Annotated in this window: 23 protein-coding genes; 13 read left to right on the top strand and 10 right to left on the bottom strand. The window is 69.6% G+C overall.

Annotated features, from left to right (window positions below; translation table 11 throughout):
- Positions 1-16: 16 nt before the first annotated feature.
- Positions 17-1,054, bottom strand: a complete 1,038-nt coding sequence (locus GSE44_RS11555) for an ABC transporter substrate-binding protein (protein WP_159348945.1) — start codon at positions 1,052-1,054, stop codon at positions 17-19.
- A gap of 172 nt (positions 1,055-1,226) precedes the next feature.
- Here GSE44_RS11555 and GSE44_RS11560 point away from each other — a divergent pair, with 172 nt between their 5' ends.
- On the top strand, positions 1,227-2,024 hold the full coding sequence (locus GSE44_RS11560) for an MBL fold metallo-hydrolase (protein ID WP_328799073.1): 798 nt from the start codon (positions 1,227-1,229) through the stop codon (positions 2,022-2,024).
- Between the two features lie 12 nt (positions 2,025-2,036).
- Here the strand turns inward: GSE44_RS11560 and GSE44_RS11565 are convergent, their stop codons facing one another.
- Genes GSE44_RS11565 through tkt form a run of 3 tightly spaced genes read right to left on the bottom strand, consistent with a single transcriptional unit; the run spans position 2,037 to position 6,306 of the window.
- Positions 2,037-3,233 carry a phosphoglycerate kinase gene (locus GSE44_RS11565; RefSeq protein ID WP_159348947.1) on the bottom strand — a complete coding sequence of 399 codons (1,197 nt, stop codon included), beginning with the start codon at positions 3,231-3,233 and terminating at the stop codon, positions 2,037-2,039.
- 60 nt (positions 3,234-3,293) lie between these two features.
- Positions 3,294-4,340 carry a type I glyceraldehyde-3-phosphate dehydrogenase gene (gene gap, locus GSE44_RS11570; RefSeq protein ID WP_159348948.1) on the bottom strand — a complete coding sequence of 349 codons (1,047 nt, stop codon included), beginning with the start codon at positions 4,338-4,340 and terminating at the stop codon, positions 3,294-3,296.
- A 19-nt stretch (positions 4,341-4,359) separates the two neighbouring features.
- Positions 4,360-6,306, bottom strand: coding sequence for a transketolase (gene tkt / locus GSE44_RS11575; protein WP_159348985.1), 1,947 nt, complete (start codon positions 6,304-6,306; stop codon positions 4,360-4,362).
- Between the two features lie 395 nt (positions 6,307-6,701).
- On the opposite strand from tkt, the gene GSE44_RS11580 reads away from it, so the two are divergent.
- Positions 6,702-8,873, top strand: a complete 2,172-nt coding sequence (locus tag GSE44_RS11580) for a putative bifunctional diguanylate cyclase/phosphodiesterase (RefSeq protein ID WP_159348949.1) — start codon at positions 6,702-6,704, stop codon at positions 8,871-8,873.
- 27 nt (positions 8,874-8,900) lie between these two features.
- Here the strand turns inward: GSE44_RS11580 and GSE44_RS11585 are convergent, their stop codons facing one another.
- Entirely contained in the window at positions 8,901-10,145 is a 1,245-nt protein-coding gene (locus GSE44_RS11585) for a Zn-dependent hydrolase (RefSeq protein WP_159348950.1), read from the bottom strand.
- 84 nt (positions 10,146-10,229) lie between these two features.
- A complete protein-coding gene (locus GSE44_RS11590) occupies positions 10,230-10,805 on the bottom strand; it encodes a TetR/AcrR family transcriptional regulator (protein WP_159348951.1) in 576 nt (191 codons plus the stop codon).
- Between the two features lie 296 nt (positions 10,806-11,101).
- Between GSE44_RS11590 and GSE44_RS26765 the strand changes: the two genes are divergently transcribed.
- The 5 genes from GSE44_RS26765 (at position 11,102) to GSE44_RS11610 (ending at position 14,879) form a co-directional block, all read left to right on the top strand.
- Positions 11,102-11,272, top strand: a complete 171-nt coding sequence (locus GSE44_RS26765; RefSeq protein WP_201306038.1) for a hypothetical protein — start codon at positions 11,102-11,104, stop codon at positions 11,270-11,272.
- A 65-nt stretch (positions 11,273-11,337) separates the two neighbouring features.
- The gene (locus GSE44_RS26770) at positions 11,338-11,679 is read left to right on the top strand and encodes a hypothetical protein (RefSeq protein WP_201306039.1); all 342 of its coding nucleotides are present in this window, start codon (positions 11,338-11,340) and stop codon (positions 11,677-11,679) included.
- Positions 11,680-11,943: 264 nt separating this feature from the next.
- Entirely contained in the window at positions 11,944-12,726 is a 783-nt protein-coding gene (locus tag GSE44_RS11600) for an aldolase (protein ID WP_159348952.1), read from the top strand.
- A 25-nt stretch (positions 12,727-12,751) separates the two neighbouring features.
- Positions 12,752-13,639, top strand: coding sequence for a DMT family transporter (locus GSE44_RS11605; RefSeq protein ID WP_235924732.1), 888 nt, complete (start codon positions 12,752-12,754; stop codon positions 13,637-13,639).
- Positions 13,640-13,682: 43 nt separating this feature from the next.
- Positions 13,683-14,879: a class I SAM-dependent rRNA methyltransferase gene (locus GSE44_RS11610; protein WP_159348953.1), complete on the top strand. Its 1,197-nt coding sequence runs from the start codon at positions 13,683-13,685 to the stop codon at positions 14,877-14,879.
- Positions 14,880-14,891: 12 nt separating this feature from the next.
- Here the strand turns inward: GSE44_RS11610 and GSE44_RS11615 are convergent, their stop codons facing one another.
- Genes GSE44_RS11615 through GSE44_RS11625 form a run of 3 tightly spaced genes read right to left on the bottom strand, consistent with a single transcriptional unit; the run spans position 14,892 to position 18,209 of the window.
- The gene (locus GSE44_RS11615; RefSeq protein WP_235924733.1) at positions 14,892-16,010 is read right to left on the bottom strand and encodes a patatin-like phospholipase family protein; all 1,119 of its coding nucleotides are present in this window, start codon (positions 16,008-16,010) and stop codon (positions 14,892-14,894) included.
- On the bottom strand, positions 16,007-16,798 hold the full coding sequence (locus GSE44_RS11620) for a 3-hydroxybutyrate dehydrogenase (protein ID WP_159348954.1): 792 nt from the start codon (positions 16,796-16,798) through the stop codon (positions 16,007-16,009). Before GSE44_RS11620 ends, GSE44_RS11615 begins: the two co-directional genes overlap by 4 nt.
- 37 nt (positions 16,799-16,835) lie before the next feature.
- Positions 16,836-18,209 carry an FAD-dependent oxidoreductase gene (locus tag GSE44_RS11625; RefSeq protein WP_159348955.1) on the bottom strand — a complete coding sequence of 458 codons (1,374 nt, stop codon included), beginning with the start codon at positions 18,207-18,209 and terminating at the stop codon, positions 16,836-16,838.
- A 285-nt stretch (positions 18,210-18,494) separates the two neighbouring features.
- On the opposite strand from GSE44_RS11625, the gene rpmH reads away from it, so the two are divergent.
- The 6 genes from rpmH (at position 18,495) to argB (ending at position 22,745) form a co-directional block, all read left to right on the top strand.
- On the top strand, positions 18,495-18,629 hold the full coding sequence (gene rpmH, locus GSE44_RS11630; RefSeq protein WP_159348956.1) for a 50S ribosomal protein L34: 135 nt from the start codon (positions 18,495-18,497) through the stop codon (positions 18,627-18,629).
- Between the two features lie 47 nt (positions 18,630-18,676).
- The gene (gene rnpA / locus GSE44_RS11635) at positions 18,677-19,066 is read left to right on the top strand and encodes a ribonuclease P protein component (protein ID WP_159348957.1); all 390 of its coding nucleotides are present in this window, start codon (positions 18,677-18,679) and stop codon (positions 19,064-19,066) included.
- Positions 19,063-19,296 (top strand): membrane protein insertion efficiency factor YidD, encoded by a 234-nt coding sequence (yidD, locus tag GSE44_RS11640; RefSeq protein WP_159348958.1) that lies wholly within the window; start codon positions 19,063-19,065, stop codon positions 19,294-19,296. Before rnpA ends, yidD begins: the two co-directional genes overlap by 4 nt.
- A gap of 12 nt (positions 19,297-19,308) precedes the next feature.
- Positions 19,309-21,069, top strand: a complete 1,761-nt coding sequence (yidC, locus tag GSE44_RS11645; RefSeq protein ID WP_159348959.1) for a membrane protein insertase YidC — start codon at positions 19,309-19,311, stop codon at positions 21,067-21,069.
- Positions 21,066-21,758, top strand: coding sequence for a ribosome biogenesis GTP-binding protein YihA/YsxC (gene yihA / locus GSE44_RS11650; RefSeq protein WP_201306040.1), 693 nt, complete (start codon positions 21,066-21,068; stop codon positions 21,756-21,758). The genes yidC and yihA overlap by 4 nt, the downstream gene beginning before the upstream one ends.
- A gap of 102 nt (positions 21,759-21,860) precedes the next feature.
- Positions 21,861-22,745: an acetylglutamate kinase gene (gene argB, locus GSE44_RS11655; RefSeq protein WP_159348960.1), complete on the top strand. Its 885-nt coding sequence runs from the start codon at positions 21,861-21,863 to the stop codon at positions 22,743-22,745.
- Between the two features lie 6 nt (positions 22,746-22,751).
- Here argB and GSE44_RS11660 read toward each other — a convergent pair whose 3' ends face one another.
- The gene (locus GSE44_RS11660; RefSeq protein WP_159348961.1) at positions 22,752-23,906 is read right to left on the bottom strand and encodes a DUF2336 domain-containing protein; all 1,155 of its coding nucleotides are present in this window, start codon (positions 23,904-23,906) and stop codon (positions 22,752-22,754) included.
- Positions 23,907-24,028 lie beyond the last annotated feature (122 nt).

A 24,028-nucleotide genomic window follows, 5' to 3' on the forward strand; every position in this document is an offset into this window, starting at 1 on the left:
ACGGCGCCGCTGCGCATCAGCGCTGCTGCGGCATCGGCCAGGCAGCCTCGCGCAGGATGCGCGCCGCGGCTTCGCGTGAGTCGCCGAACCGCGCCACCGGCGTCGTGTCCCAGCGCGGACTGCCCAGCACCTGCGCCCTTTCCGGAACGGGTACGCCGGGCAGGATGGGATAGAAGATGCCGCCGCCGAATTCGGCCTGCGCCTTTTCCGTCATCAGGTGCTCGATAAAGCGCACCGCGTTCTCGCGGTTCGGCGCACCGCGCAGCAGGCCGACGGCGGTGACGTTGATCATCGCCCCCGGCTCGTCGGCGCCCTGGTCGGGGAAGACCGCGCGCAGGCGCTTTGCCGCCTCGCGCTCCTCCGGCTTCTCCGAGGCCGCGAGGCGCAGCAGGTAATAGTGGTTGGAGATCGCTACCGCGCAGCGCCCCGCCGCCACCGCCTGGATCTGCACGAAGTCCGAAGCGATGGGCACGGCGGGCGCGAAATTCGCCGCGACGCCCTTGGCCCAGCTCGCCGCGCCGGCCTCGCCCAGGTGCACGATCATCCTGCCTGCGAGGAACTGGTTGTAGGTAGTCGGTGCGGTGGGGCAGACCGCGCCGCGCAGCCTGGCGTCGGCCAGGTCGGCGAAGCGTACCGGCGGGTTGGCGGCATCATCCCGCACCACCATCACCCGTGCCCGGGCGGACACGCCCGTCCAGAGGTTCTGCGGGTGGCGCAGATGCGCCGGCACGCGCTGCGTGGCTGGGGAGGAATAGGGCTCGAAAATGCCGGCGGCCTCGAGCTGCGCCAGGGCCACGGCATCCGTCCCAAGCATCAGGTCACCTGGCCCGCGAGGGGTGGCCGAGAGAGCGGTGACAGCAGCATTGCGGGCATTGGGCAGGAAGTTGACGAGGCTGCCGGTTTGCCGCGCGAAGCTCGCAAAAGGCTCCTGATCCGGGGAGCCGGGGCGTTGGGCGATGATGTTCAGCTCGCCCTGCGCCAGGGCGGGCATGGCGGCGAGGGGCGCGGCAAGGACGCTGGCGGCCAGCAGCAGGCGGCGCGCGACGCTGGGCATCGGGATCTCCTCCAAAATCGGAGCGAAGGGCATAGCCCGGATCCTTGATTATGAGAATGCAAGTTGTTCGCAGAGTCTCGCTCATCCTTTCGGGGCCTAGCGCTCGCCAAACCGGGGTGCCCGGCCGCGCGTTCAGCCTTCCATGCGAATTCACGCCATCGAATGCGGTTCCATGCGCCCCTTTGGCGGGCGGCTCTGGGATGGACACACATCGGGCTTAGGACCGGCGCATCTGGCCTGCCGATGCCTGTTGGCCGAGACGGAGGCGGGGCTGGTGCTGGTAGACACCGGCTTCGGTCTGGATGACGTCAGTCGCCCTATCCTGCGCCTCAGCCGTGCCTTCTACCATGCCGATCGCGTGCATCTGGAAGCGGACGAGACCGCCGTCTCACGCCTGCGCCGCATGGGCTTCGACCCGGGCGATGTGCGCCACATCGTCATGACGCATCTCGACTTCGATCATGCCGGTGGCCTGACGGACTTTCCCCATGCGCGCGTGCATGTCGATGCGCGGGAAGCCGCCGCCTCGCGCCGGCGCTTCACCCCGATCGCACGGGGGCGCTACCGCCCGCCGCAGCTCGATCATCCAATGCGGGAATACGACGCCCCCGGCGCGCCATGGTTCGGCCTGCCCACGCTGCGGGGGCTGGAAGGCTTGCCGCCCGGCATCTTCCTCGTCCCGCTGCCCGGGCACACGGAAGGCCATTGCGGCGTGGCGCTGAATACGGGCGATGGCTGGGTGCTGCACGCAGGCGACACCGTCTTCATGCATTCGGAACTTCAGGAGCCGCTCCGCATGCCGCCCCTCGTCGATGCCTATGCCCGCGTCATGCAGGTGAACCAAGAGGCGCGGCTGCAGAGCCGACGCATGCTCCGCAAGCTCGCCCGCGAACATGGCGAGGAGGTGACGATCCTCTGCACCCATGACCCGTCGCTGCCCGCGGGTGCGGAGCGACGGGTTTCCGCTTGAGGCGGGGAGGGATCAGCCCTGCTGGAGCGCGGCAACGCCCGGCAGGGTCTTGCCTTCGAGCCACTCCAGGAAGGCGCCGCCGGCGGAGGAGACATAGGTCATCCGCTCGGAAACGCCGGCATGGCGCAGCGCCGAGACCGTGTCGCCGCCGCCGCCGATGGACTTCAGCCCGGCAGACTGGGTGAGCCCCGCGACGCTCTGCGCCACGGCCACCGTCGCCGCATCGAAGGGCGGCGTCTCGAAGGCGCCGAGCGGACCGTTCCAGACCAGGGTGGAAGCCTTGCGCAGGCGGTCCTCGATCATGTCCACCGTCTCGGGTCCGACATCGAGGGCCATCATGTCGGAGGGCACGGCATCCACCGCCACGGTGCGGGTGGCCGGGTGCGCCTTGAACTCGGCGGCCACGACCAAGTCCCGCGGCAGCAGGATCTCGCAATTCGCGGCCTTGGCCTCGTCGAGGATGCGCAGCGCCGTCGGGTGCATCTCCGCTTCCTGCAGGGAACGGCCCATGTCGTAGCCCTGGGCGGCGAGGAAGGTGTTGGCCATGGCGCCGCCGATGACCAGCACATCCACCTTGCGCGAGAGGTTGCCCAGCAGGTCCAGCTTGGTCGAAACCTTGGCGCCGCCGACGATGGCGACCACGGGGCGCGACGGCGTGCCCAGAGCCGCCTCCAGCGCCTCCAGCTCTGCCTGCATCAGACGGCCGGCATAGGAGGGCAGCAGCCTCGCCACGCCTTCCGTGGAGGAATGGGCGCGGTGGGCGGCGGAAAAGGCGTCGTTCACATAGGCATCGCCCAGCTTCGCCAGCTCGGCCGAAAGCGCCGGGTCGTTCTTCTCCTCGCCGGCGTGGTAACGGGTATTCTCGAGCAGCAGCACGTCTCCGTCCTGCAGCTTCGCAACGGCCGCCGCGGCCTCCGGCCCGATGCAGTCATCGGCGAAGGCGACGGGCTTGCCGAGGGCGGAGGAAAGCGCCTCCGCCAGCGGCTTCAGGGACATCTCGGGCACGCGCTTGCCCTTCGGCCGATCGAAGTGGGACAGGATCACCACCTTGGCGCCCCTGTCCGCCAGATCCCGGATCGTGGGGCAGAGCCGCTCGATCCGGGTGCGGTCGGTGATGGCCCCATCCCGCACCGGGACGTTCAGGTCGGCACGCACGAGCACGCGCTTCCCCTTCGCATCGAGGTCATCGAGGGTACGGAAGGACGCCATCGGAGCTATTCCTGAAAGGGGCCGAAATAACCGGAGGCGCCGAAGCGCCCCCGTTCAGTCTCAGAGCGAGCCGAGCAGGGCTGCGGTGTCGCTCATCCGATTCGAGAAGCCCCACTCATTGTCGTACCAGGACATCACGCGGACCAGCCCGCCATCGACCACCTGCGTCTGCGTCGCGTCGAAGGTGGAGGAATGGGAGTCGTGGTTGAAGTCGATGGAGACCAGCGGCGCCGTGTTGTAGCCGAGGATACCCTTCAACTCGGGGGACTCGGAGGCCTCCTTCATCGCCGCGTTGATCGCCTCCTTGGTCAGGCCCTCGGTCTTCGCGGGCACGAAGTCGAGCGAGACGAGAGAGACGTTCGGCGTCGGGATGCGGATGGCGGTGCCGTCCAGCTTGCCCTTCAGCTCCGGCAGCACGAGGCCCACGGCCTTGGCCGCGCCCGTCGAGGTCGGGATGGCCGAGACAGCCGCGGCGCGGGCGCGGTGCAGGTCCTTGTGCAGCGTGTCCACGGTGTTCTGGTCGCCCGTATAGGCGTGGATCGTCACCATGTAGCCGCGCAGGATGCCGAACTTGTCGTGCAGCACCTTGGCAATGGGCGCCAGGCAGTTGGTGGTGCAGGACGCGTTCGAGACGATCTGGTGCGACGGCTTCAGGATCTTGTGGTTCACGCCATAGACGATGGTCGCCTGGGCGGAGTCATCGGCATGCGCCTCGGCCCAGGTAACGGGGGCGGAGACCAGCACCTTGCGCGGGCCGGACTGCAGCAGCAGCGCCGCCTTGTCGGAATTGGTGAAGATGCCCGTGCACTCGGCCGCCACATCCACGCCCTGCCAGGGCAGCTTGGTGGGATCGCGCTCGGCCGTCACCTTGATCGGCTTGTAGGTGCGGCCAGCGGCCGAGATCACCATCGTGTCACCCTCGACGCGCACCTCGCCGGGGAAGCGGCCATGCACGCTGTCGTAGCGGAATAGATGCGCATTCGCCTCGACCGAGCCGAGATCGTTGATATGCGTGAACTCGACGTCGTCACGGCCGCTCTCAAGCGCCGCGCGCAGCACGAGCCGCCCAATGCGCCCGAAGCCGTTGATCGCTACCTTGACCGCCATATCCGTCCCTTCCGTTCGCTCAGTTCACGCGGCGCTTGACCGCCGCCACCACCGAATCGGCGGTGATGCCGAAGTGCTTGTACAGATCGCTCGCCGGCGCGCTCGCCCCGAAGCCCTGCATCCCGATAAAGATGCCGTCAGGACCGAGCCAGCGCGACCAGCCGAACTCCAGCGCCGCCTCGATCCCCACCCGCAGCGCCGTGCCGAGTACCGTCTCCTGCCAGGAGGGATCCTGCAGCTCGAAGACCTTCCAGCAAGGCATCGAGACGACGGCCGTCGGGATCCCGGCCTCCTCGAGCGTCTCGCGCGCTGCCATGGCGATCTCCACCTCGGAGCCGGTGGCGATCAGCGTCGCCTTCCGTTCCGCCGAGGCCTCGGCAAGCACATAGGCGCCGCGCGCGGTGCGGTTCTCGCCGACATCACTGCGCAGCGTCGGTAGGTTCTGACGGGAAAGGGCCAGCACGCTCGGCCCGTCGGTCCGCTTCACCGCCATCTCCCAGGCCTCCGCCGTCTCGATGACGTCGGCCGGGCGGAAGACATAGAGGTTCGGGATGGCGCGCAAGGCGGCCAGGTGCTCGACCGGCTGGTGCGTCGGGCCATCCTCGCCGAGGCCGATGCTGTCATGCGTCAGCACATGCACCACGCGCTGCCGCATCAGCGCCGCAAGGCGGATGGCGGGGCGCATGTAGTCGCTGAACACGAGGAAGGTGCCGGAGTAGGGGATCACGCCCCCATGCAGCGCCATGCCGTTCATGGCCGCGGCCATGCCGTGCTCGCGGATGCCCCAATGGACGAAGCGCCCGCCGAAGTTCTCAGCGGAAAGGGCAGGGATGCCTTTCACATTGGTGTTGTTGGAGCCGGTGAGGTCCGCGGAGCCGCCGATCATCTCGGGCACGGCCGGAACCAGCGCCTCCAGCGCCTTCTGCGAGGCGACGCGTGTGGCGATCTTCGGCTTCTCGGCGGCCGCCTTGGCCTTCCACTCGCCGATGGCCGCGTCCCAGCGCTCCGGCAGCTTGCCGGCCATGGCGCGCTCGAAATCCGCGCGTTGCGGATGCTTCGCCAGCCGCTTCAACCAGGAGCGGCGCGTGCCGCCGCCGCGCTTGCCGGCCGATTCCCAGCCTTCGCGGATCTCGGCCGGCACTTCGAAGGGACCGGACTCCCAGCCCATCGCCGCCTTGGCCGCGGCCGCTTCCTCCGGGCCGAGCGGCGCGCCATGGCTGCCCGCCGTGCCGGCCTTCTTCGGCGCGGTGAAGCCGATGATGGTGCGGCAGGCGATCAGCGTCGGCTTGCGGGACTTGGTCGCGGCGTTCAGCGCCGCCGCCACAGCCTCATGGTCATGCCCGTCCACGCGGCGCACGGCCCAGCCATAGGCCTTGAAGCGTGCCAGTGTGTCCTCGGACACCGAAAGCGCCGTGTCGCCGTCGATGGAGATGTGGTTGTCGTCCCAAAGGACGGTCAGCTTGCCCAGGCCGAAATGCCCGGCGAGCGAGGCGGCCTCGTGGGAGATGCCCTCCTGCAGGTCGCCATCCGAGGCGATCACCCAAGTGCGGTGGTCCACTAGGCTCTTGCCGAAGCGCGCGGCGAGGTGCCGCTCCGCCATAGCCATGCCGACGGCGGTGGAGATGCCCTGCCCCAGCGGACCGGTGGTCGTCTCGATCGCCGGGTGCTCGCCCGCTTCCGGATGGCCGGCGGCAGGGGAATGGAGCTGGCGAAAGCGGCGAAGCTCTTCCACGCCCATCCCGGCATGCCCGGTCAGATGCAACCAGGAGTAGAGCAGCATCGAGCCGTGGCCCGCGCTCAGGACGAAGCGGTCGCGGTCCGGCCAGCGCGGATCGGCGACGTCATGCTTCAGGAAGCGGGTGAAGAGAACGGTTGCGGCATCTGCCATGCCCATGGGCATGCCGGGATGGCCGGATTTCGCCGCCTCCACGCCGTCGATCGCGAGGGCGCGAATTGCATCCGCCATGCGGCGGATGGGCGTCGCAGGGCGCGCCAGAATGGCGTCCTGCAACACGAGCGCCGGGCTCCGCTCAGGCGTCGGAGGCTGCTTGTCAGGTTCGGTCGTGGCCAAGGAAGGGGGTCTCCGCGGCGTCGCTGGCTGGCGCACGGCGTCGTCGGCCGATCGCATGCATTTCAGTCGCGCGCTGGCCGCTATAGAGGCGGGCCGCCGCCGTGCCAACCCTGCGGCGGCAGCCCGTGTGGGGCGGGGGCCACGGCAATAAAGTGTTCCGCGAGCGAATCATCGTTTCGGACGTGACCAAACCTGTCATATTGTCTAAATAAGTGTTCCAAGCGCCGCCTGGGGCCGTCCAAGAAGGGCTTGCGAACCGGATCTGAAGAACGAACGGGAATGGATCGCTGATGCCGCCCGAAGAGGCCCCGACGCGTCGCCTCCGGCGCGCGATCGCTCTGGGGGGCGGGCTCCTCCTTTGCTGCGCGGCAATCGCTGCCGCCATCAACATCCTGCTGACGCCCGCCATGGCGTTGCCGGCGGTGACGGGGCTGCTGCTGGTTATGGTCACCGCCCTCCTGCTGGCGGGAATCGCCGTCTGGCCGCGCCTACGTCGTGCAGCCCTTCTCCGGGAGGCAGTGGACAGGACCGCCGTGCGCTACGCCGTCTTCGCGCGCGACCGCACGCTGCTGGACCGTAGCCCGGGCTATGACCTGCCAGGCATCGATCCGCGCCCGGTGCCGCCCGGGGCGAAGCTCGACGACCTGCTCGCCGCCTCCTATGGCCGGGAGGATGGCACCGCTGCCGAGATGGCCCAGCAGATCCTGGAGCACGAGGACGACTCCCGCGCCGAATACGACCGCTCCCTGCCGGATGGCCGAATCCTCCAGGTCAGCAAGCGGCGCCTTTCGGGCGGCGAGGTGGCGCGTTTTGCCCTGGACGTGACGGGCTCGCGCGCCCGGGACCTTCGCGCGCGCGCGATTCACGAAAGCGTTCCGGCCGGCATCTGGCACCTGGATCCGGAGGGTCGCACGCTCGCCGCCAATTACCGCCTCGCAGACCTCTTCGGTGGCCGCCTGCCGGCGACCCTGATGGAATCTGGCCTGCAGCAGCTCGGCCATCCCGGCAGCGGCCCCTTCGGCCTGCAGCCCGGGCGGGAGGTGGAGGGGGTGCTGCCCGCGCAGGATGGCGTGCCGGAGCGGCGGGTGATCCTCGTGGCCTCGCCCTGGCTGCCGGGGGAGGGCGGCGGGCAGACACAGGCCGTGCTTATGCTGCTCGACGTCACCCGGCTGCATGCGGCGCAGGCGCAGGCCCTGCACTTCGCCTGGCACGACCCGCTCACCGGGCTGCCGAACCGCTTCCGTTTTCAGCAGGCCCTGGCGCAGCTTATGACGCAACCGGATGGCGGCTCGCTGCTCCTGCTCGACCTGTCTGGGCTACGGGCGGTAAACGATGCGCTCGGCCAAGTGGCCGGCGATGCAATGCTGCGCGAGGCCGCGCGACGCCTGCGTGACCAGACCCGCCCCTTAGACCAGGTCTTCCGCCTTGGCGGGGATGAATTCGCCTTGATCGCCACGGGGCTCCGCACGCAGCAGGCAGCCGGTGCGATAGCCAGCCGGATCCAGCGTGCCCTGGCGGCGCCACTCGATCTCGGCACCGGACCCAATCCGATCCGGGCCAATATCGGCCATGCACATGCGCCCGAGGACGGCGAGGATGCGGATGCCCTGCATCGCGCCGCGGCGCTCGCCTTGGCCCAGGCGAAGCGGCAGGGCAACGGCGCCGTGGTTCCCTATGACCCCGCGCTCGGGGAACGCGTCGCGCGCCGGCTCGCCCTGCGGCAGAGGCTTTCGGGTGCCGTTGCCGGGGGCGAATTCCAGCTCGCCTGGCAGGCACAGGTCGACGCACGCAACGGCTCACTGCGCGGCGCCGAGGCGTTGCTGCGCTGGCCGGGCGGCCCGGGCGGCAGCAGCGTCTCCCCGGCCGAGTTCCTGCCCGAGGCTGATGCGGCCGGACTCATGCCCGCGATCGATGCCTGGGTACTGGATGAGGCACTGCGGCAGAAGGCCGCCTGGATGGCGGCCGGGGAGGGCCCGGAGATCGTGGGCGTGAACATCTCTCCTACTACGCTGCGCGACCCGGAGTTCCCCGCCCGCGTCAGGGCGACGCTCGCCCGCTACGGCGTGGCGCCGGAGGCGCTGGAAGTCGAGATTCCCGAGGATGTGGCGGCGCGAGACCTCGATGCCATCGCCCCCGTGCTGCATGAGCTCATCGCAGACGGCGTTCGCCTTTCACTGGACGATTTCGGCGGCGGCCGCTCGGCACTCGCGCATCTGCTGCGCTTGCCGGTAGATCAGGTGAAGCTCGACCGCTCCATCGTCGCCGGCCTGCCGGGTGGGGCGCGGGAGCGCGCTATCCTCCGCGCCGTCACCATCCTCGCCAAGGGCATGGAAATCCCGCTCCTCGCCGAAGGCGTGGAGACGGAGGCGCAGCGCGAGGCCCTCCTCGAGGAGGGCTGCGTCGTGATGCAAGGCTGGCTCTTCGGCCGGGCCGTATCGGCGGGAGACCTGGTTGCCCGCTGAGGCGTCCCTCAGCGGGGGTGCCTGCCCTCAGGCCGGGCGATTGGCGCGCGCCAGGATCGCTTCGAACAGAACCTGGCAACCATCAGCCGCCTCCTCCGGAAGAATGCTCTCCGCCTCGTTGTGGGAAAGGCCGTCCTTGCATGGAGTGAAGATCATCGCCGTGGGCACACAGCGCGCAACATAGACGGCATCGTGCCCGGCGCCCGAGATGATCTCCCGCGCCGGTAGTCCGAGCCGGGCCGCCGCATCTCGCACGAGCCCGACGCAATCCGGGTCGAAAGGTTGGGCAGGGATGCGGAACAGCTCGCGCAACTCCAGCACAAGCCCGAGTTCTTCCGCGATCGCCTGGGCCTGTGCCGGGAACTCCGCCGCCAGCATCTCGATCTCATCGCCGGAGGGGTGGCGGAACTCGACGGAAAACCGCACCTCGCCCGGCACCACGTTGCAGGAATTGGGGAAGACCTGCAGCCGCCCGACCGTGCCGCGGCCGTCTTCGCCCCGTGCGCGCATCATCCCATCCACCAGCGTCACGGTCCGCGCCGCGCCCAGCAGCGCATCCCGCCTTGCGGATGGCGGGGTGGTGCCGGCATGGGAATCCTGACCGGTCAGCACCGCCTCATACCAGACCTGCGCCTGGCCGCCGGTGACGATGCCGATGCGCTTGCCCTCGCGCTCGAGGATCGGCCCCTGCTCGATATGCAGCTCGAAATAGGAATCCGCCTCGAAGGGCCGTGCGGGATGGTCGCCCTTGTAGCCGATGCCCTCCAGCGCCTCGATCACCGACACGCCCTCCGTGTCCCGTAGCGCATAAGTCGCGGCCTGGTCGTAGACGCCCGACCACACGCCGCTGCCCATGAGGGAATGGCCAAAGCGGCTGCCTTCCTCATCGGTCCAGTTGATCAGCTCGAGCGGTGCCTCGGTCTCGATGTTCAGGTCCTGGAGCGTACGCATCACCTCCAGCCCCGCGATCACCCCCAGCGCGCCATCGAACTTGCCGCCCGTCGGCTGGCTGTCGAGATGGCTGCCGAAAAGCACGGGCTTGCGCTTTGGGTCGCGGCCCGGCCGACGGGCGAACATGTTTCCCATATGGTCCATCCGCACGGTCAGCCCGGCCTGTTGGCACCATTGCGCGAAGCGGTCGCGACCGGCGCGGTCCACCTCGGTCAGGGTCAGCCGCTTCACGCCGCCTTTGGGCGTCGCGCCGATTTCGGCCATGGCCATCAGGCTGTCCCACAGGCGCGGGCCGTCGATGCGCTGGTTGGTCCCGGACATGGGCGCGTCGCTCCATCGTGATGCAGCGCGATGAATGCGGCCCCGCGGCCGGACGGGCAAGGGCCCGGCGCCATCCGCGCGATGCTAGGCCGAGAGTTCCCCCCGCACAGTGGCCAGGATCTCGTCCGAGAGGGGATCATCCCCGATGGCGCGTGCGATAGAGACGGCGCCGATCATCGCTGCCATGGCCATCAGCGCCCGCTCGCGCCGCCGGCGCTTCACCGAGGCGGGGAGCAGCCCCTCGAGCGTCTCCGCGAGGCCGCGGATGCCGTTGGCATAGGCGCGACGCACCGCGCCACCGGGCACATCGCGTGCCGCCTCGGCGGCAAAGCTTGGCGCGGCGCAGCCGCTGCCCGGGGAGTCGCGATGGGCAGGGCTGAGATAGTGCCCAAGCAGGGCGTCCAGTCCTTCGCCCGCTGGCCGCTCGGCCAGGCTGCTCCACCGTGTCCGGTTACGGCCGAAGGCCTCGGAGCAGGCCTCCGCGGCCAGCGCCTCCTTCGAGTCGAAGTGGCTGTAGAACCCGCCATGGGTCAGGCCGGCGGCCGCCATCACCTCCGCCACGCTCACCGCCTCCACCCCGCGTTCCCGGAACAGCCGCGACGCCACCTCCAGCACCGCCTGCCGCTTCTCCGCCACCTCTGCCCGCGACGACCGCGCCATGTTCTGCCCTCCCTGACCCCGCACCGGACAGCATCCGAATAGCGGATTGGCTTTATCATGACGACTGTCATGTTCAATCATGATTACCATCATGAGACGACAGATGGTTCCGCGGCGCCCCGATGCCAGCCCGTCCGTCGCCGCAGGCCAGGGAGTTTCGTGATGCTCGCCGCCTCCCTCAATGCGCGGCTCGCGCCGTGCGGCATCCACTATGGCTGGGTGATGGTGGGGCTCACCGTCCTCGTCTCCCTCTCCTCGGACGGCGCAATGGGGTACTGGGCGCGCTGCTTCTGTCCTTGCAGCGCGAGACAGGATGGGAGACCGCCTCAATCTCCCGGGCCCTTGCCCTATGGCTGCTCCTCTGCGGGCTGACGGCGCCCTTCGCGGCAGCCATCCTCCAGCGCTACGGGCTGCGCCGCAGCATTGCCATGGCACTGACCCTGGTGATCGCGGGCTGCCTCGCATGACGCAGCTTTGGAAGCTTTGGCTGTTCTAGGGCGTCTCTACCGGCCTCGGCATCGGCATGGTGGCGATGGCGCCGGTCCTCCTCGCCTATGGCGCCGCTGGAGCGCTGATGCTGCTGCTTGGTCGCGACCGGCCCGGGGAACTCGGCCTCCGCGCATTCGGCGAAGCGGAGGCGGGCGCTTGCGAGCACGGCGGCTTCTCCCTCCTCATCCTGCCGATGAGCAGCTTCTCCCTCTATGGGCTGTCGCTCTTCGCCGTTTTCTACGGCCTGGGCTGGATTGCGACGGTCCCGCCGACCGCGATGCTCGCCAGCCAGGCCTCTGGGGGGAAAAGGCACCACTGGTCTTCGGCTGGGTCTTCACCGGCCACCAACTCGGCGCCGCCCTCGCGGCTTTCGGTGGCGGTCTGAGCCGGGACGTGCTCGCCAGCTACCTGCCGGCATTCCATCTCGCCGGCGCCGCCTGCCTCCTGGCCGCGCTGCTGGTGCTCGGCGCCCGGCCCGCGCCGAAGACGCAGCCCGCCGCCACCTGAGATGCCCGGGCGGGGCAGCCGTGCTCCGCAGGACGCACCCGCGGCGCACAACGCGCCGCGGGACAGGTGAGCCGCTCGTCACCGCTTGCGGTCCGGCCCGGTCGGCGCGACTTTGCGCGCGCCTCGAAGACCGGAACTCGCCATGGCGCAAGCGCTTCCCTCCGCCCCGAAGCTGCTCCGCAACAGCAGCCTCAACACGCCGGAAATCCGGCAGGCACGAGTGGACCTCGCCGCCTGCTTCCGCATGGCCGCGCGGCTGAACCTGCAGGAAGGGATCTGCAACCACTTCTCCGTGCTGGTGCCCGGCCGGCCGGACCTGATGCTGGTGAACCCCTATGGCTGGGCCTTCTCGGAGATCACGGCCTCCCGCCTGCTGATCTGCGACTTCGAGGGCAACGTCCTGGACGGGGAGGGCGTGCCGGAATCGACCGCCTTCCACATTCATGCCCGGCTGCACCTGCGCCATCCGCGGGCCGTCGCAGCCTTCCACACCCATATGCCGAACGCCACGGCCCTTTCGATGCTCGAGGGCCCGCCGCTCGTCTGGGCGGGGCAGACGGCGCTGAAGTTCTACGGCCGCACCGCGGTGGACGAGGAATACAACGGCCTTGCCCTGGACTCCGAGGAGGGCGATCGGATCGCGGCGGTGATGGCGGAAGCCGATATCGGCTTCCTGAAGAATCATGGCGTGATGATCGTCGGCCCCTCAATCGCCGAGGCCTGGGACGACCTCTATTACCTGGAGCGCGCCGCCGAGGTGCAGCGCCTCGCCCTCGCCACGGGCCGTCCGCTCAAGCCCGTGCCGCCCGAGGTGGCGGCCCGCACCTATGCCCAGATGCGGGAGGGCGGGGACGAAAGCGCCCGGCTTCATTTGGAGAGCGTAAAGCGCATCCTCGCCCGCGAGGAGCCGGATTATCTCGACTGAGGTGGCCTCGGCGGTGGTGGCGCCCGTGGAAGCTGCGCGCGCGCGCCGCCTCGGGCTGTTCTGCATCGTCGTCACCACGCTCGGCTGGGGCCTGAACTGGCCGGTGCTGAAATTCCTGCTCTCGGAAGTGCCACCGCTGACTGCCCGTGGCTTCGCCGGGCTACTGGCCGGCTTCGCGCTGGCTGCTTTCGCGCTCCTGCGCGGCATCCCCATGGGGGTTCCGGCGGGAAAGCGCGGAGCGCTGCTGCTTTCGTCCCTGCTCAACGTCACCGCCTGGATGGGAATAGCGACACTTGGCCTGCAATATGTCGGGGCGGGCGAGGGCGCGATGATGAGCTACACCATGCCGGCCTGGGCCGCGCTGATGGCATGGCCGGTGCTGGGGGAACGCCCGACCCTCGGACGGATCCTCGCGCTGGTTTTCGGCCTGTCAGGCGTGGCGCTGCTGGTGACCGGCCAGGGCGTCGAACTGAGCTGGGCCAAGCTGCCCGGCGTCGTGCTCCTGCTCCTCTCCGCGATGCTCTTCGCTCTCGGCACCGTCTTGTTCAAGCGGCACCAGCTGGGGCTGAATCCGGTGGTGTCGGTGGCGTGGCAGGTCGGGCTCGGCTGTCTGCCGCTGGCCATCGCCTCCTTCTTTGTGGAGTCCTTCAACCCGGCCGCGGTGAGCATTCAGGCCTGGGGCGCCTTCTTCTACATGGCCGCGATCCCGCTCTGCCTCTGCTATCTGACCTGGTTCACAGCGCTCTCCGTTCTGCCGGCCGCGGTAGCGGCGATTGGCACGCTCGGTACGCCGCTTGTGGGTGTCCTCTCAGGGGCCCTGCTGCTCGGGGAGTCGCTCGGTTGGCGCCAGGCGGCGGCGCTGGCGCTCACCCTGGGGGGAATCATGCTGGCGGTCCGCGCTCCCGCTCGCTGAACGCTGCGCCGGGTACGGGATGCGCGGAGCGGCATTCCGGCTTATGCCCGCCCTCATGTCCGACATGCCCCTCATCCGCCTCCTGCCCGGCCGCGACCGGCGCGCCAAGGCGGGCCATCCCTGGGTCTTCTCCAACGAGGTGGCGATGACGCCGGCGGCCCGCGCCATCCCGCCCGGCACCCCGGTGCGGGTGGAGGGCGATGACGGCGTCCGCCACGGCATCCATCATTTCAACCCGCATTCCCTGATCGCCGGCCGCCGGCTCACGCGCGACGCCGCCATCCCGATCGACGACACCTTCTGGCAGGGCCGGATCGCCGAGGCGCTGGCGCTCCGCAGCCGTCTCTTTCCCACCCCGCATTACCGGTTGGCTCATGCCGAGGCCGACGGGCTGCCCGGCCTGATCCTGGACCGCTACGGCGACCTGGTGGCGCTCCAGGCGAACACGGCGGGGATGGAGATGGCGACCCCCGCCATCCTTCGCGCGCTCGACGCCCTGATCGCTCCCCGTGCCGTGGTTGCACGGAACGAGGCCGGGGTACGCGCGCTGGAAGGCCTGCCCGAGGCCACCACCCTGCTCCGCGGCACCGAGGCCACGGGCACGGTGGAGGAGGGCGGCGTCTCCTTCTCGGTCGATCCCCTGGGTGGGCAAAAGACCGGTTGGTTCTTCGACCAGCGCGAGAACCGTGCCCGGATCGCTAATCTGGCGCGGGGCGAGACGGTGCTGGACGCCTTCTGCCACACCGGCGGCTTCGGCCTTCAGGCCGCAGCCTCTGGCGCCGCGCGGGTGACGCTGCTGGACCGCTCTGAACACGCCCTCGCCACCGCCATGGAAACCGCCCGCCGCAACGGGCTGGCGGATCGAGTGGAGGCGGTGCGCGGCGAGGCCATGGAGACGCTGGAGCGCCTGGGGCGGGAGGGCGCACGCTACGGCGTCGTGGTGGCCGACCCTCCGGCCTTCGCCAAGGGGCGGAAGGACATCCCCGCCGCGATCCGGGCCTATTCGCGCCTGGCGCGGCTCTCGGCGGAACTGGTGGCGCCGGGGGGCATCCTCTTCATCGCCTCCTGCAGCCACCATGTCGCCGCCGGCGAATTCGCGGACACGGTGATCGCCGGGCTCCAGCGAGTGCGGCGGGATGCACGGATACTGGCGATGACAGGGGCGGGACCGGACCATCCCATACATCCCATGTTACCTGAAAGTGCCTACCTTAAAGCACTGACTTTGCAGCTTTCCTGATAGTTGGGCGCATCACAGGAAGCGCGCTCGCAGATCGACGCTGTCGCGCCGCCCCAGCGCCTCCCGGTTCTCGGCCAGCCAGGCATCCGCCGCCGCCCTACCGTCCTCTCGAAGACTGTTAAGAAACCCCCGGTTGCCATTGTATTTGGTGGACATTCCGAGCTGTCGCATCTGCTCCTCATCCTCGATCAGATGGATGAACAGCCGCTGATAGCGGGGCGGCTTCAGGATTCCCTGGTCGACCAGCCGCTGCACGAACTCAATGGCCCGCATCTCGTACATCAGGGAGGCGTTGAAGCCGATCTCGTTCACCCGCGTGTTGATGTCCTGCACCGTTTGCGGGATGTCCGGCCGGGAGATGGGATTGATCCCGACCAGCACGATGTCCTGCGGGCCCTTGCCATCATAGAGCGGCCAGAGGGCAGGATTGCCCAGGTAGCCACCATCCCAATAGGCCTCGCCATCGATCTCCACGGCGCGGAATACGTTGGGCAGGCAGGCAGAGGCGAGCAGCGCCTCCCGCGTTACCTCGTGCCGGGCGAAGACGCGGGGCTTGCCGCTCCGCACATTGGTCGCGGTGACGAAGAGCCGCGGCGCCTCCGGATGGGTGCAGAGCGTGCCGAGGTCCAGCACCTCCTCCAGAACCTGCTTCAGCGGGTTCATCTCAATGGGGAAGGGATTGAGTTGATAAGGCGAGAAGACCCGGGTGAGGGCGTCAAAGGCCTGCCAGGCGAAGCTGTGGCTGAGATCCGGGCCCCAGATCAGCTCCTCAAAGGGATTGTTCCGCAAGGGGCTGAGGGCGTAACGCCCCCCGATCGCACCCCAGAGCCGGTCCAGCAGCGCGGCAGCGCCGGCCCGGCCGCCCTCGGCGATGCCCTGCGCGAAGGCGGCACCGTTGATGGCACCCGCGGATGTGCCGGAGATGGAGGCGACCTCGATCGACTCCTCCTCCAGCAGCCGCAGCAGCACCCCCCAGGTGAAGGCGCCATGCGTGCCGCCGCCCTGAAGGGCGAGGCTGACCCGCGCGGGCCCGGCCGGCCGCGCGACCGCCGGGGTAGCTGGCGTGCCCTCGATCGGCGGCAGCCCCTCCGTGCCGGGCTTGGGCTTCCCGCCGGCGGCTTCCGCGCTCAAGACGCCGTCCAGCCGCCGTCGATGGAGAGGGCTGAGCCGTTCACCGCGCCGCTGTTGGGTCCGCAGAGATAGACGGCCATGGCCGCCACCTCAGGCACCTCGACCCAGCGCTTGCTGGGCTGCTTCTCCAGCAGGAAATCGGTGAGGGCGACCTCCTCCGATACGCCGTGCTGTTTGGCCAGCGGCCCGACCTGTGCCTCGGCCAGCGGTGTGCGGACGAAGCCGGGGCATATGGCATTGCAGGTGATGCCGGTGCGCGCGACCTCGATTGCGACGGTCTTGGTCAGCCCCACCACCCCGTGCTTGGCGGTGACATAGGCCGCCTTGAAGGGCGAGGCGACGAGTCCGTGGGCGGAGGCGATGTTGACGATCCGCCCCCAGTTCCGTGCCCGCATCCCGGGCAGCAGCGCCTTGATGGCGTGGAAGTTCGAGGAGAGATTGATCGCGAGGATCGCGTCCCACTTCGCCTCGGGGAATTCCTCCACCGGGCTGGTGAACTGAATGCCCGCATTGTTCACCAGGATGTCCACCTGGCCGAGCGCCGCGGTGGCATCCTCGCACATCTTCCGAACCGCCTCGGGCTTGGAGAGGTCCGCGTCTGAATAGGGCGTCTCGCCGCCCTGGACAGAAGCGACCTCCGCCCGCGCGGCGGCGATCTGATCTGGCGGGCCGAAGCCGTTCAGCATCACCCGCGCCCCTTCGCGCGCGAAGGCGAGGGCGATGGCGTGGCCGATGCCGCTGGTGGAGCCGGTGACGAGGGCCGTGCGGCCCTGCAGGGATTGTGTCATGTACAAGCTTCCGGGTCTGCTCCGGCGCAGGAGAGGCCTAAGGCAGGCGCTTCGCAATCCCTGCCAGCCAGCGAATGGCCGGGCTGGCGAGCATCGGTGCCCGTTGCTCCAGCGCCGCCCGGGCAATTGCGGCGGAGAGGGACGGATGGGGCAGGGGAGCGGCGGCCAGTTCCGAAACCGGCCGTCCGAGGCCCAGAGCAAGCATCCCCGCCATCTCCAGCCCGCCCGGCGCGAGCAGCCCCGCCCCAGCCAGCCGGCCCTTGCGGTCGACCGAAAGCTTCACCAGCCCTTCATTGATGCCCTCGGCTGCGGCGCGCGCGGTATCGGCCAGGGGCCAGCGCAGGATTTCGGTGCCGTCCCCCCCGGCCGGGGCGCCGATCTGCACCAGCGCCGGCTCTGTCCGGACCGCCAAAAGGGGAGGCGGCGCGTCCGGCCTCCCCGGGGCGCGGAAAAGCATGCTGCGGGCCAGAACGGCCACATCCGCGGCCCCGGCCCGTCCGATCACGCCACCGGCCGCCCAGATCCGCCGGCTCCCAGCGAGGCGCAGCCCGCCATCCACCGCAAGCGAGCCCACCGGCGCCGGCAGGCCGGCCGCGGTGAAGTCCAGCCCCGCCAGGCGCGGGACGCGGCCGAGCGCGAGCAGGAGATGCGACCCCTCCACGCGCCTCCCATCCGCGAGCAGCAGCGAAAAGCCCGCGGGTCGGCGTTCCACCCGCACGGCGCTGTGGCCTTCCAGGAGAATGACGCCGTCCCGCCGGAGGGCCCGGGCGAGGCCCTCGACCAGTTCGGGATCGGCGCCTGCGGCGATCCGCACCGCTTCCTCGATGAGGGTGACGCGTGCACCGAGGCGGGCATGGGCCTGGGCCATCTCGAGCCCGAATTCGCCACCGCCGAGGACGACCAAGTGTTCCGGGCTGGATTCCAGCCCGTGGATCGTCTCGGCCGTGAGATAGGGAATGCTCTCCAGCCCATCGAGCGCTGGAATTACCGGGGATGCGCCGGTGGCGATCAGGGCGCTCCGGAAGCGCCATTCCCGCCCGGCGGCGCCGATGGCGTCGGGTGCCGTGAAGCGCGCGGCGGCCCGGACCACCTCCACTCCCATCGCCTCGAATCGGGCCTGGGTGGAATCGGGAGCGGCCTCGGCATCTGCGGCCGCCAGATGGGTGCGCAGCGCCAGCCAATCGACGGGGGCGTCGCCGCTGCCGATTCCCAGCCGTGCCGCATCCCGCATGGCCGCGGCACGCGCGGCGCAGGCGCGCAGGGCGGCCTGGGCGATCTCCGGGTCCGGTGCCTCCCCGCCCATGGGGCCACGCTCGAACAGCGTGACGCGCAGCCCCAGCGCGGTCGCCAGTGCCACAAGGCCCCGGCCAGCCTCGCCGGCGCCGATTACGGCGATGTCGGTCTCAGGCATGCTTCCCCTTCCGGCCGTCCTGCGCCCTGGATAACGCTCCGCGCCAGGAAGGGTAGGGGTCATGCTTCAGTTGACGTGGGTATGAGGGGCTTTCTATACAGCGCCACCCGCGCCGGGCGTCCCGTCGCGGCCGCTCGCGTCCGCGTGCCCGTTCCTGGGGCCGGGAACCGAATGGCCGGGACGCCAGGCGATAACCGGGGCGGCGGTGCCGCCCGGGACATACCACCCCACCCCGCCGCCCCATTTCGTGCCGGGCCGGCCTGAATTGATACGGAGCGCCTTGCCGTGAAGCGTACCTACCAGCCCTCCAAGCTCGTCCGGAAGCGCCGGCACGGGTTCCGCGCCCGTATGGAGACGGTGGGCGGCCGCAATGTGATCGCCAACCGCCGCTCCAAGGGCCGCAAGAAGCTTTCGGCCTGAGGCACGCTTCCGGGGCGCAATGCAGTGCCCCGCCGGCGATACACGCCATGAAGCTGCCCCGGATGAAGAAGCGGCGCGATTTCCTGCGCGCCGCGCAGCGCGGCAAGCGCGCCGCACGGCCGGGGCTGGTGATCCAGGCCCTGCCGGGGACGGGTGGTCCCCTGCGCCTGGGCTTTACCGTCACGAAGAAGGTGGGCAACGCCGTGGTGCGCAATCGCACCAAGCGGCGCCTGCGCGAGGCCGCGCGCCTCGTCCTGGGCGATTCGCCGCCCGAGGGTTGGGATATCGTGCTGATCGGCCGCGACGAGACGCGGAGCCGCCCTTTCGCCCAACTCCAGGGCGACCTGCGAGGGGCGCTGAAGCAGACGGGCGTGGCGCCCGTCGCCCAGTCAGTCGCCCCCCAGTCAGGCGCCTCCCAGTCAGTCGCCTCGTCATGAGTCCCGCCGCCCATGCCCTGAAGATCGGCGTGCGCGCCTATCAGTTCACGCTGCGCCCCTTCATCGGGGCGCATTGCCGATTCCATCCTCATTGCAGCGCCTACGCGATCGAGGCCCTGACGGAGCACGGAGCGCTGCGCGGCAGCGGCCTCGCCGCTCGCCGCATCCTGCGCTGCAATCCCTGGAACCCCGGCGGCTACGACCCCGTGCCCGCTGCCAAGAACACCTGAACGCCGGACCCGATGGACAACAAGCGACTCCTTGCCGCGATCGCGATCTCGATTGGCATCCTGCTGCTCTTCGACCTGTGGAACCGCCCGGCGCGGGACGCCCTGCGCCAGTCCGCCCAGCATGTGGAGCAGAGCCAGACGAGCGGCGTGCCGCTGCCGCAGGCGAACACCGCGCTGAACCCCGCTGGGGTCGCCAGCACGGGGCCGACCGATGGAGCGCCCACCACCCCGGCGCCGCGCCTGCGCATCGAGAGCGCCCGCGTGCAGGGCAGCGTGAATCTGCGCGGCGCCCGCATCGACGATCTGGTGCTGCGCGACTATCGCGAGACCATCCAGCCCGGCAGCCCGAATGTCCGAATCCTGGCCCCGCGCGAGGACAGCGCGCCCTATTTCGCGCAATGGGGCTGGACCTCTGCCGATCGCCGCACCGCCGTGCCCGACAGCAACACCGAATGGACGAGCGAGGGCGGCACGCTGACCCCCTCCACCGCCGTGACCCTGCGTTGGGAGAACGGCACCGGCCAGCGTTTCGAGATCGTGCTCTCCCTCGACGAGAACTTCATGGTCACCGCGGAGCAGCGCGTGGTGAACACGGGCGCCGAAGCCGTGCAGGTCCTTCCCTGGGCCCGGGTGCGGCGCGAGCACACGCCGCAGGTCGCCGGCTACTACATCCTGCATGAGGGCTTCGTCGGCATGATCGACGAACGCCTGCGCGAGGAGAAGTACGCCGACGCCAAGACCGAGGCGCAGCGCCGCAATGGGGGCCCGGCCTTCGAGCAGGAGGGCGCCGGCGGTTGGGCCGGCTTCACCGACAAATACTGGCTGGCAGCCCTGGCCCCGGTCGACCAGTCCGCCCGCAACCGCGTGGCCTTCCGCGCGACGCAGGAGGGCGGGCAGGACCGCTGGCAGGTGGATTTCGCGCCGCCCGCGCCGGTGACCGCCGCGCCTGGCGCCACGGCGGGCTTCGCCACCCGGCTTTTCGCCGGCGCGAAGGAGGTGCATCTGCTCGACGCCTATGCGACCAAGCTCGGCATCACCGGCTTCGACAAGGCGATCGATTTCGGCTGGTTCTATTACATCACCAAGCCGTTCTTCTATGCGCTGGACTGGCTGTACAAGCAGGTCGGCAACTTCGGCGTCGCCATCCTGATCTTCACGGTGGTGCTGAAGATCCTGTTCTTCCCGCTGGCGAACAAGTCCTACAAGTCGATGTCCCGCATGAAGGTGCTGGGGCCGAAGATGCAGGAGCTGAAGGAGCGCAACAAGGACGACCCTGCCAAGATGCAGCAGGAGATGATGGCCCTCTACAAGGCGGAGAAGATCAATCCCGCCGCGGGCTGCCTGCCCATCCTGCTGCAGATCCCGGTGTTCTTCGCGCTCTACAAGGTGCTGTTCGTCACCATCGAAATGCGGCACGCGCCGTTTTTCGGCTGGATCCGCGACCTATCGGCGCCGGACCCGACGAATCTGTTCACCCTGTTCGGGCTGATCCCCTGGGACGCACCGGCCTTCCTGCACATGCCGGCCTGGGCGATCATCATGGGCATCACCATGTGGGTGCAGTTCAAGCTGAACCCGACGCCGCCGGACCCGATCCAGGCGAAGCTGTTCAGCTTCATGCCGATCATCTTCACCTTCATGCTCGCCAGCTTCCCCGCCGGCCTGGTGATCTACTGGTCCTGGAACAACCTGCTCTCGGTGGCGCAGCAGTACTACATCATGCGGCATGACCGGGCCGAGCGCAGGGCCGAGAAGGCCGTGGCGCGGACGTGACGACGCCCGCGCCCCAGGCCGCGACGCCGGACGGGCTGTCGCGGGAGGAGGCCGCCCGGATCGAAGCCGGGCGTCTTCTCTTCGCGCGACCCGTGCGGTTCTTCTTCGCTGCACAGAAGCTGGAGGGGCTGCCGCCCACGGATGCGCCCGAAGTGGCCTTCTGCGGCCGGTCCAACGTGGGCAAGTCCTCCCTCATCAATGCGCTGGCGGGGCATCACGGCCTCGCCCGAGTTTCCCACACCCCGGGCCGCACGCGGCAGCTGAATTTCTTCGCCGCGGGCGAGGATACCGGCCCAAGGCTCACGCTGGTCGACATGCCTGGCTATGGCTTCGCGGCCGCCAGCAAGGCGGTGAAGGCGGACTGGCAGGGATTGATGTTCGACTACCTGCGCGGTCGCCCCACATTGCGCCGCGTGATCCTGCTGATGGATGCCCGGATCGAGACCAAGGACGGCGACCGCGCCGCCATGGACCTGCTGGGCGAGGCCGCCGTGCCTTTCCAGATCGTGCTGACGAAGTCTGACGACACCAAGCCGGCCTCGCGCCTGCTGAAGCGCCAGGAGGAGATGGCGGAGATTGTCCGCAAGCGGGTGGCCGCCCATCCGGTGGTGCTCACCACCTCCTCGGCCAAGGGCACGGGCATTCCGGAGTTGCGGGCAGCGCTGGCGGAGATCGCGGCGGCGGGCTGAGGCCATCGCCCCTCGAATTGACTGGCCGCGGCTTGACCGCGCATGAACCCGCCCCTTACGACCGCCGCCGATCCGCGCGGATCACGCCCATTGGGAAGAGCCATGACCACCGACGCGCATGACCAGATGGCGATCCTCGCCGGCGCGCTGCCCTATCTGAAGCGCTATGACGATCAGATCGTGGTGGTGAAGTATGGCGGCCATGCCATGGGCGAGGAGGAGGGTGCTCTCCGATTCGGGCGTGACATCGCGCTGCTGGAGCAGGTGGGCGTCAGCCCCGTGGTGGTGCATGGCGGCGGTCCGCAGATCAACGCCATGCTCAAGCGGCTGAACGTGCAGTCCACCTTCATCAACGGGTTGCGCGTGACCGATGCCCAGATGGTTGATGTCGTGGAAATGGTGCTCGCGGGCAGCGTGAATAAGCAGGTGGCGGAGGCGATCACCCGCGCCGGCCTCATCGCCGTCGGCATTTCCGGGAAGGACGGTAACCTGATCCGCGCCCGGAAGGCTGAACGCACCTATCGTGACCCCGACACGAACGAGGAGCGTGCCCTGGATCTCGGCTTCGTCGGCGAGCCCGAGGTGGTGGATACTAAGGTCCTTGAACTGCTGATCGGGGCCGACATCGTCCCGGTGGTCGCCCCCGTGGGTGTGGGCGCCGATGGCCAGACCTACAACATCAATGCTGATACGGCCGCGGGCGCCATTGCCGGTGCGCTTCGGGCCGCGCGGCTGCTGATGCTGACGGATGTGCCCGGCGTGCGTGGCCCCGACGGGATCCATATCCCGGAGATGACGGTGGCCGATGTCCGCGCGGGCATCGAGGCGGGCTGGATCTCGGGGGGCATGATCCCGAAGGTCGAAACTTGCATCTATGCCATCGAGCAGGGCGTGCAAGGCGCGGTGATCCTGGACGGCCGCGTGCCGCATGCCGTGCTGGCCGAACTGTTCACCGAGGCGGGCCCGGGCACCCTCATCAAGCCCTGATGTCCTTTAGGCGGTGACGAGCAGGCCCTCCACCAGGGCCTGCATCGCATCCGTTTCCAGCGCCCAGACGCCGCCTGGCAGGATCAGCAGCTCCTCGGGCGGGCTGCCGACCAGGCGCATCTGGGCGAAGGCGGCCGCCCGGCCGGACAGTCCGGCCTTCCAGCACAAGGCTACGAGGACCGGTGCCTCGCGCAGCGCAAGGGCGCGCGTCACCACCCCCGCGGGGAGACCACTGAGCGCCGCCAGGATCCGTGCGCAATCCGGCAGCTGTTGCAGCCGGGCGGCCGCGATAAAGCTTTCCTCATTCATGCCAAGGGTGCCGGCGAGGGCCGGGCGGGGCTGCGGGCCCTCGGGGCGATGGGCGGCGAGCACCGCCATATCCAGGTCCGTCCGGGTGAGAAGAACGCGCACCGCCTCCTCGGCCAGCAGGCCCAGGAGGTTCTGCAGCACGGGACCGGACAGCTGGGGGCGCCGGACGATGGCGGATTGCCAGGCCGCATTGCCGGCACAGCCAGAGGCGATGGCGAGCAGGGTCGCCTCCCGGATACGGGCCGAGGCATTGGCCAGGAGCGCGGCGACGGCCGGACCATCCGCCCGTGCGGCAATGGCATCCGATGGACCCTCGGGCAGGTTCGGACGACGCGCGATGGCGCCGAGGGTCTCCGGCGATGGTGGGTCGGCGATCAGCTGCAGCAGGTCCGTCTCGTCGAGCAGCGGGGAGCCGCGCAGCACCGGCTCCGCCACCGCCATCGCCACGTCATGTGCCAGTCGCAGGATGAGGGGGCGCGGCACGTCCGGCTGCTCGGCCACCAGCTCCGTGACGGCGGCACGGACCGCCATGACGTCGTCATCGACGAGGAGGCGTAGGGTTTCCCAGCTGATCCGCCTCTGGCGGTCCGTGCTGTCGGGATCGAGCAGCGGGGCGAGCGAGGCGAGCTTGCGCGCCAGAACCCGGCGCACACCCGGCTCGGCGTCGCGCGCGAGCACGTGGTCGGCCAGGGCCGGGGTGGCCGCATTGGCGGCGACCGCCGCACGCACGGTGATGGCCGAGTCATTGGCCAGGAAGAAGAGCATCTCGGGCGGCGTATCAGGCCGCTCCGCCAATCGCACCCGCGTGGCATCGTCCATGCGTCGGGGCGAGGCGGCCGTCTTGGCATCCATCGTCGCCTCCTGGGAGGTCAGGGGCTGCGCGCCGCGCCAGGACGGGCGGTGCGGAGCCAGGCTGAAGGCCGCAGGCTGCTCCCCAAGGGTGAAGGAATGCTGAATCCAGCGCGGTGGCTCCG

It is taken from the genome of Muricoccus harenae (assembly GCF_009848505.1).
Taxonomy (GTDB): Bacteria; Pseudomonadota; Alphaproteobacteria; order Acetobacterales; family Acetobacteraceae; genus Roseomonas; species Roseomonas harenae.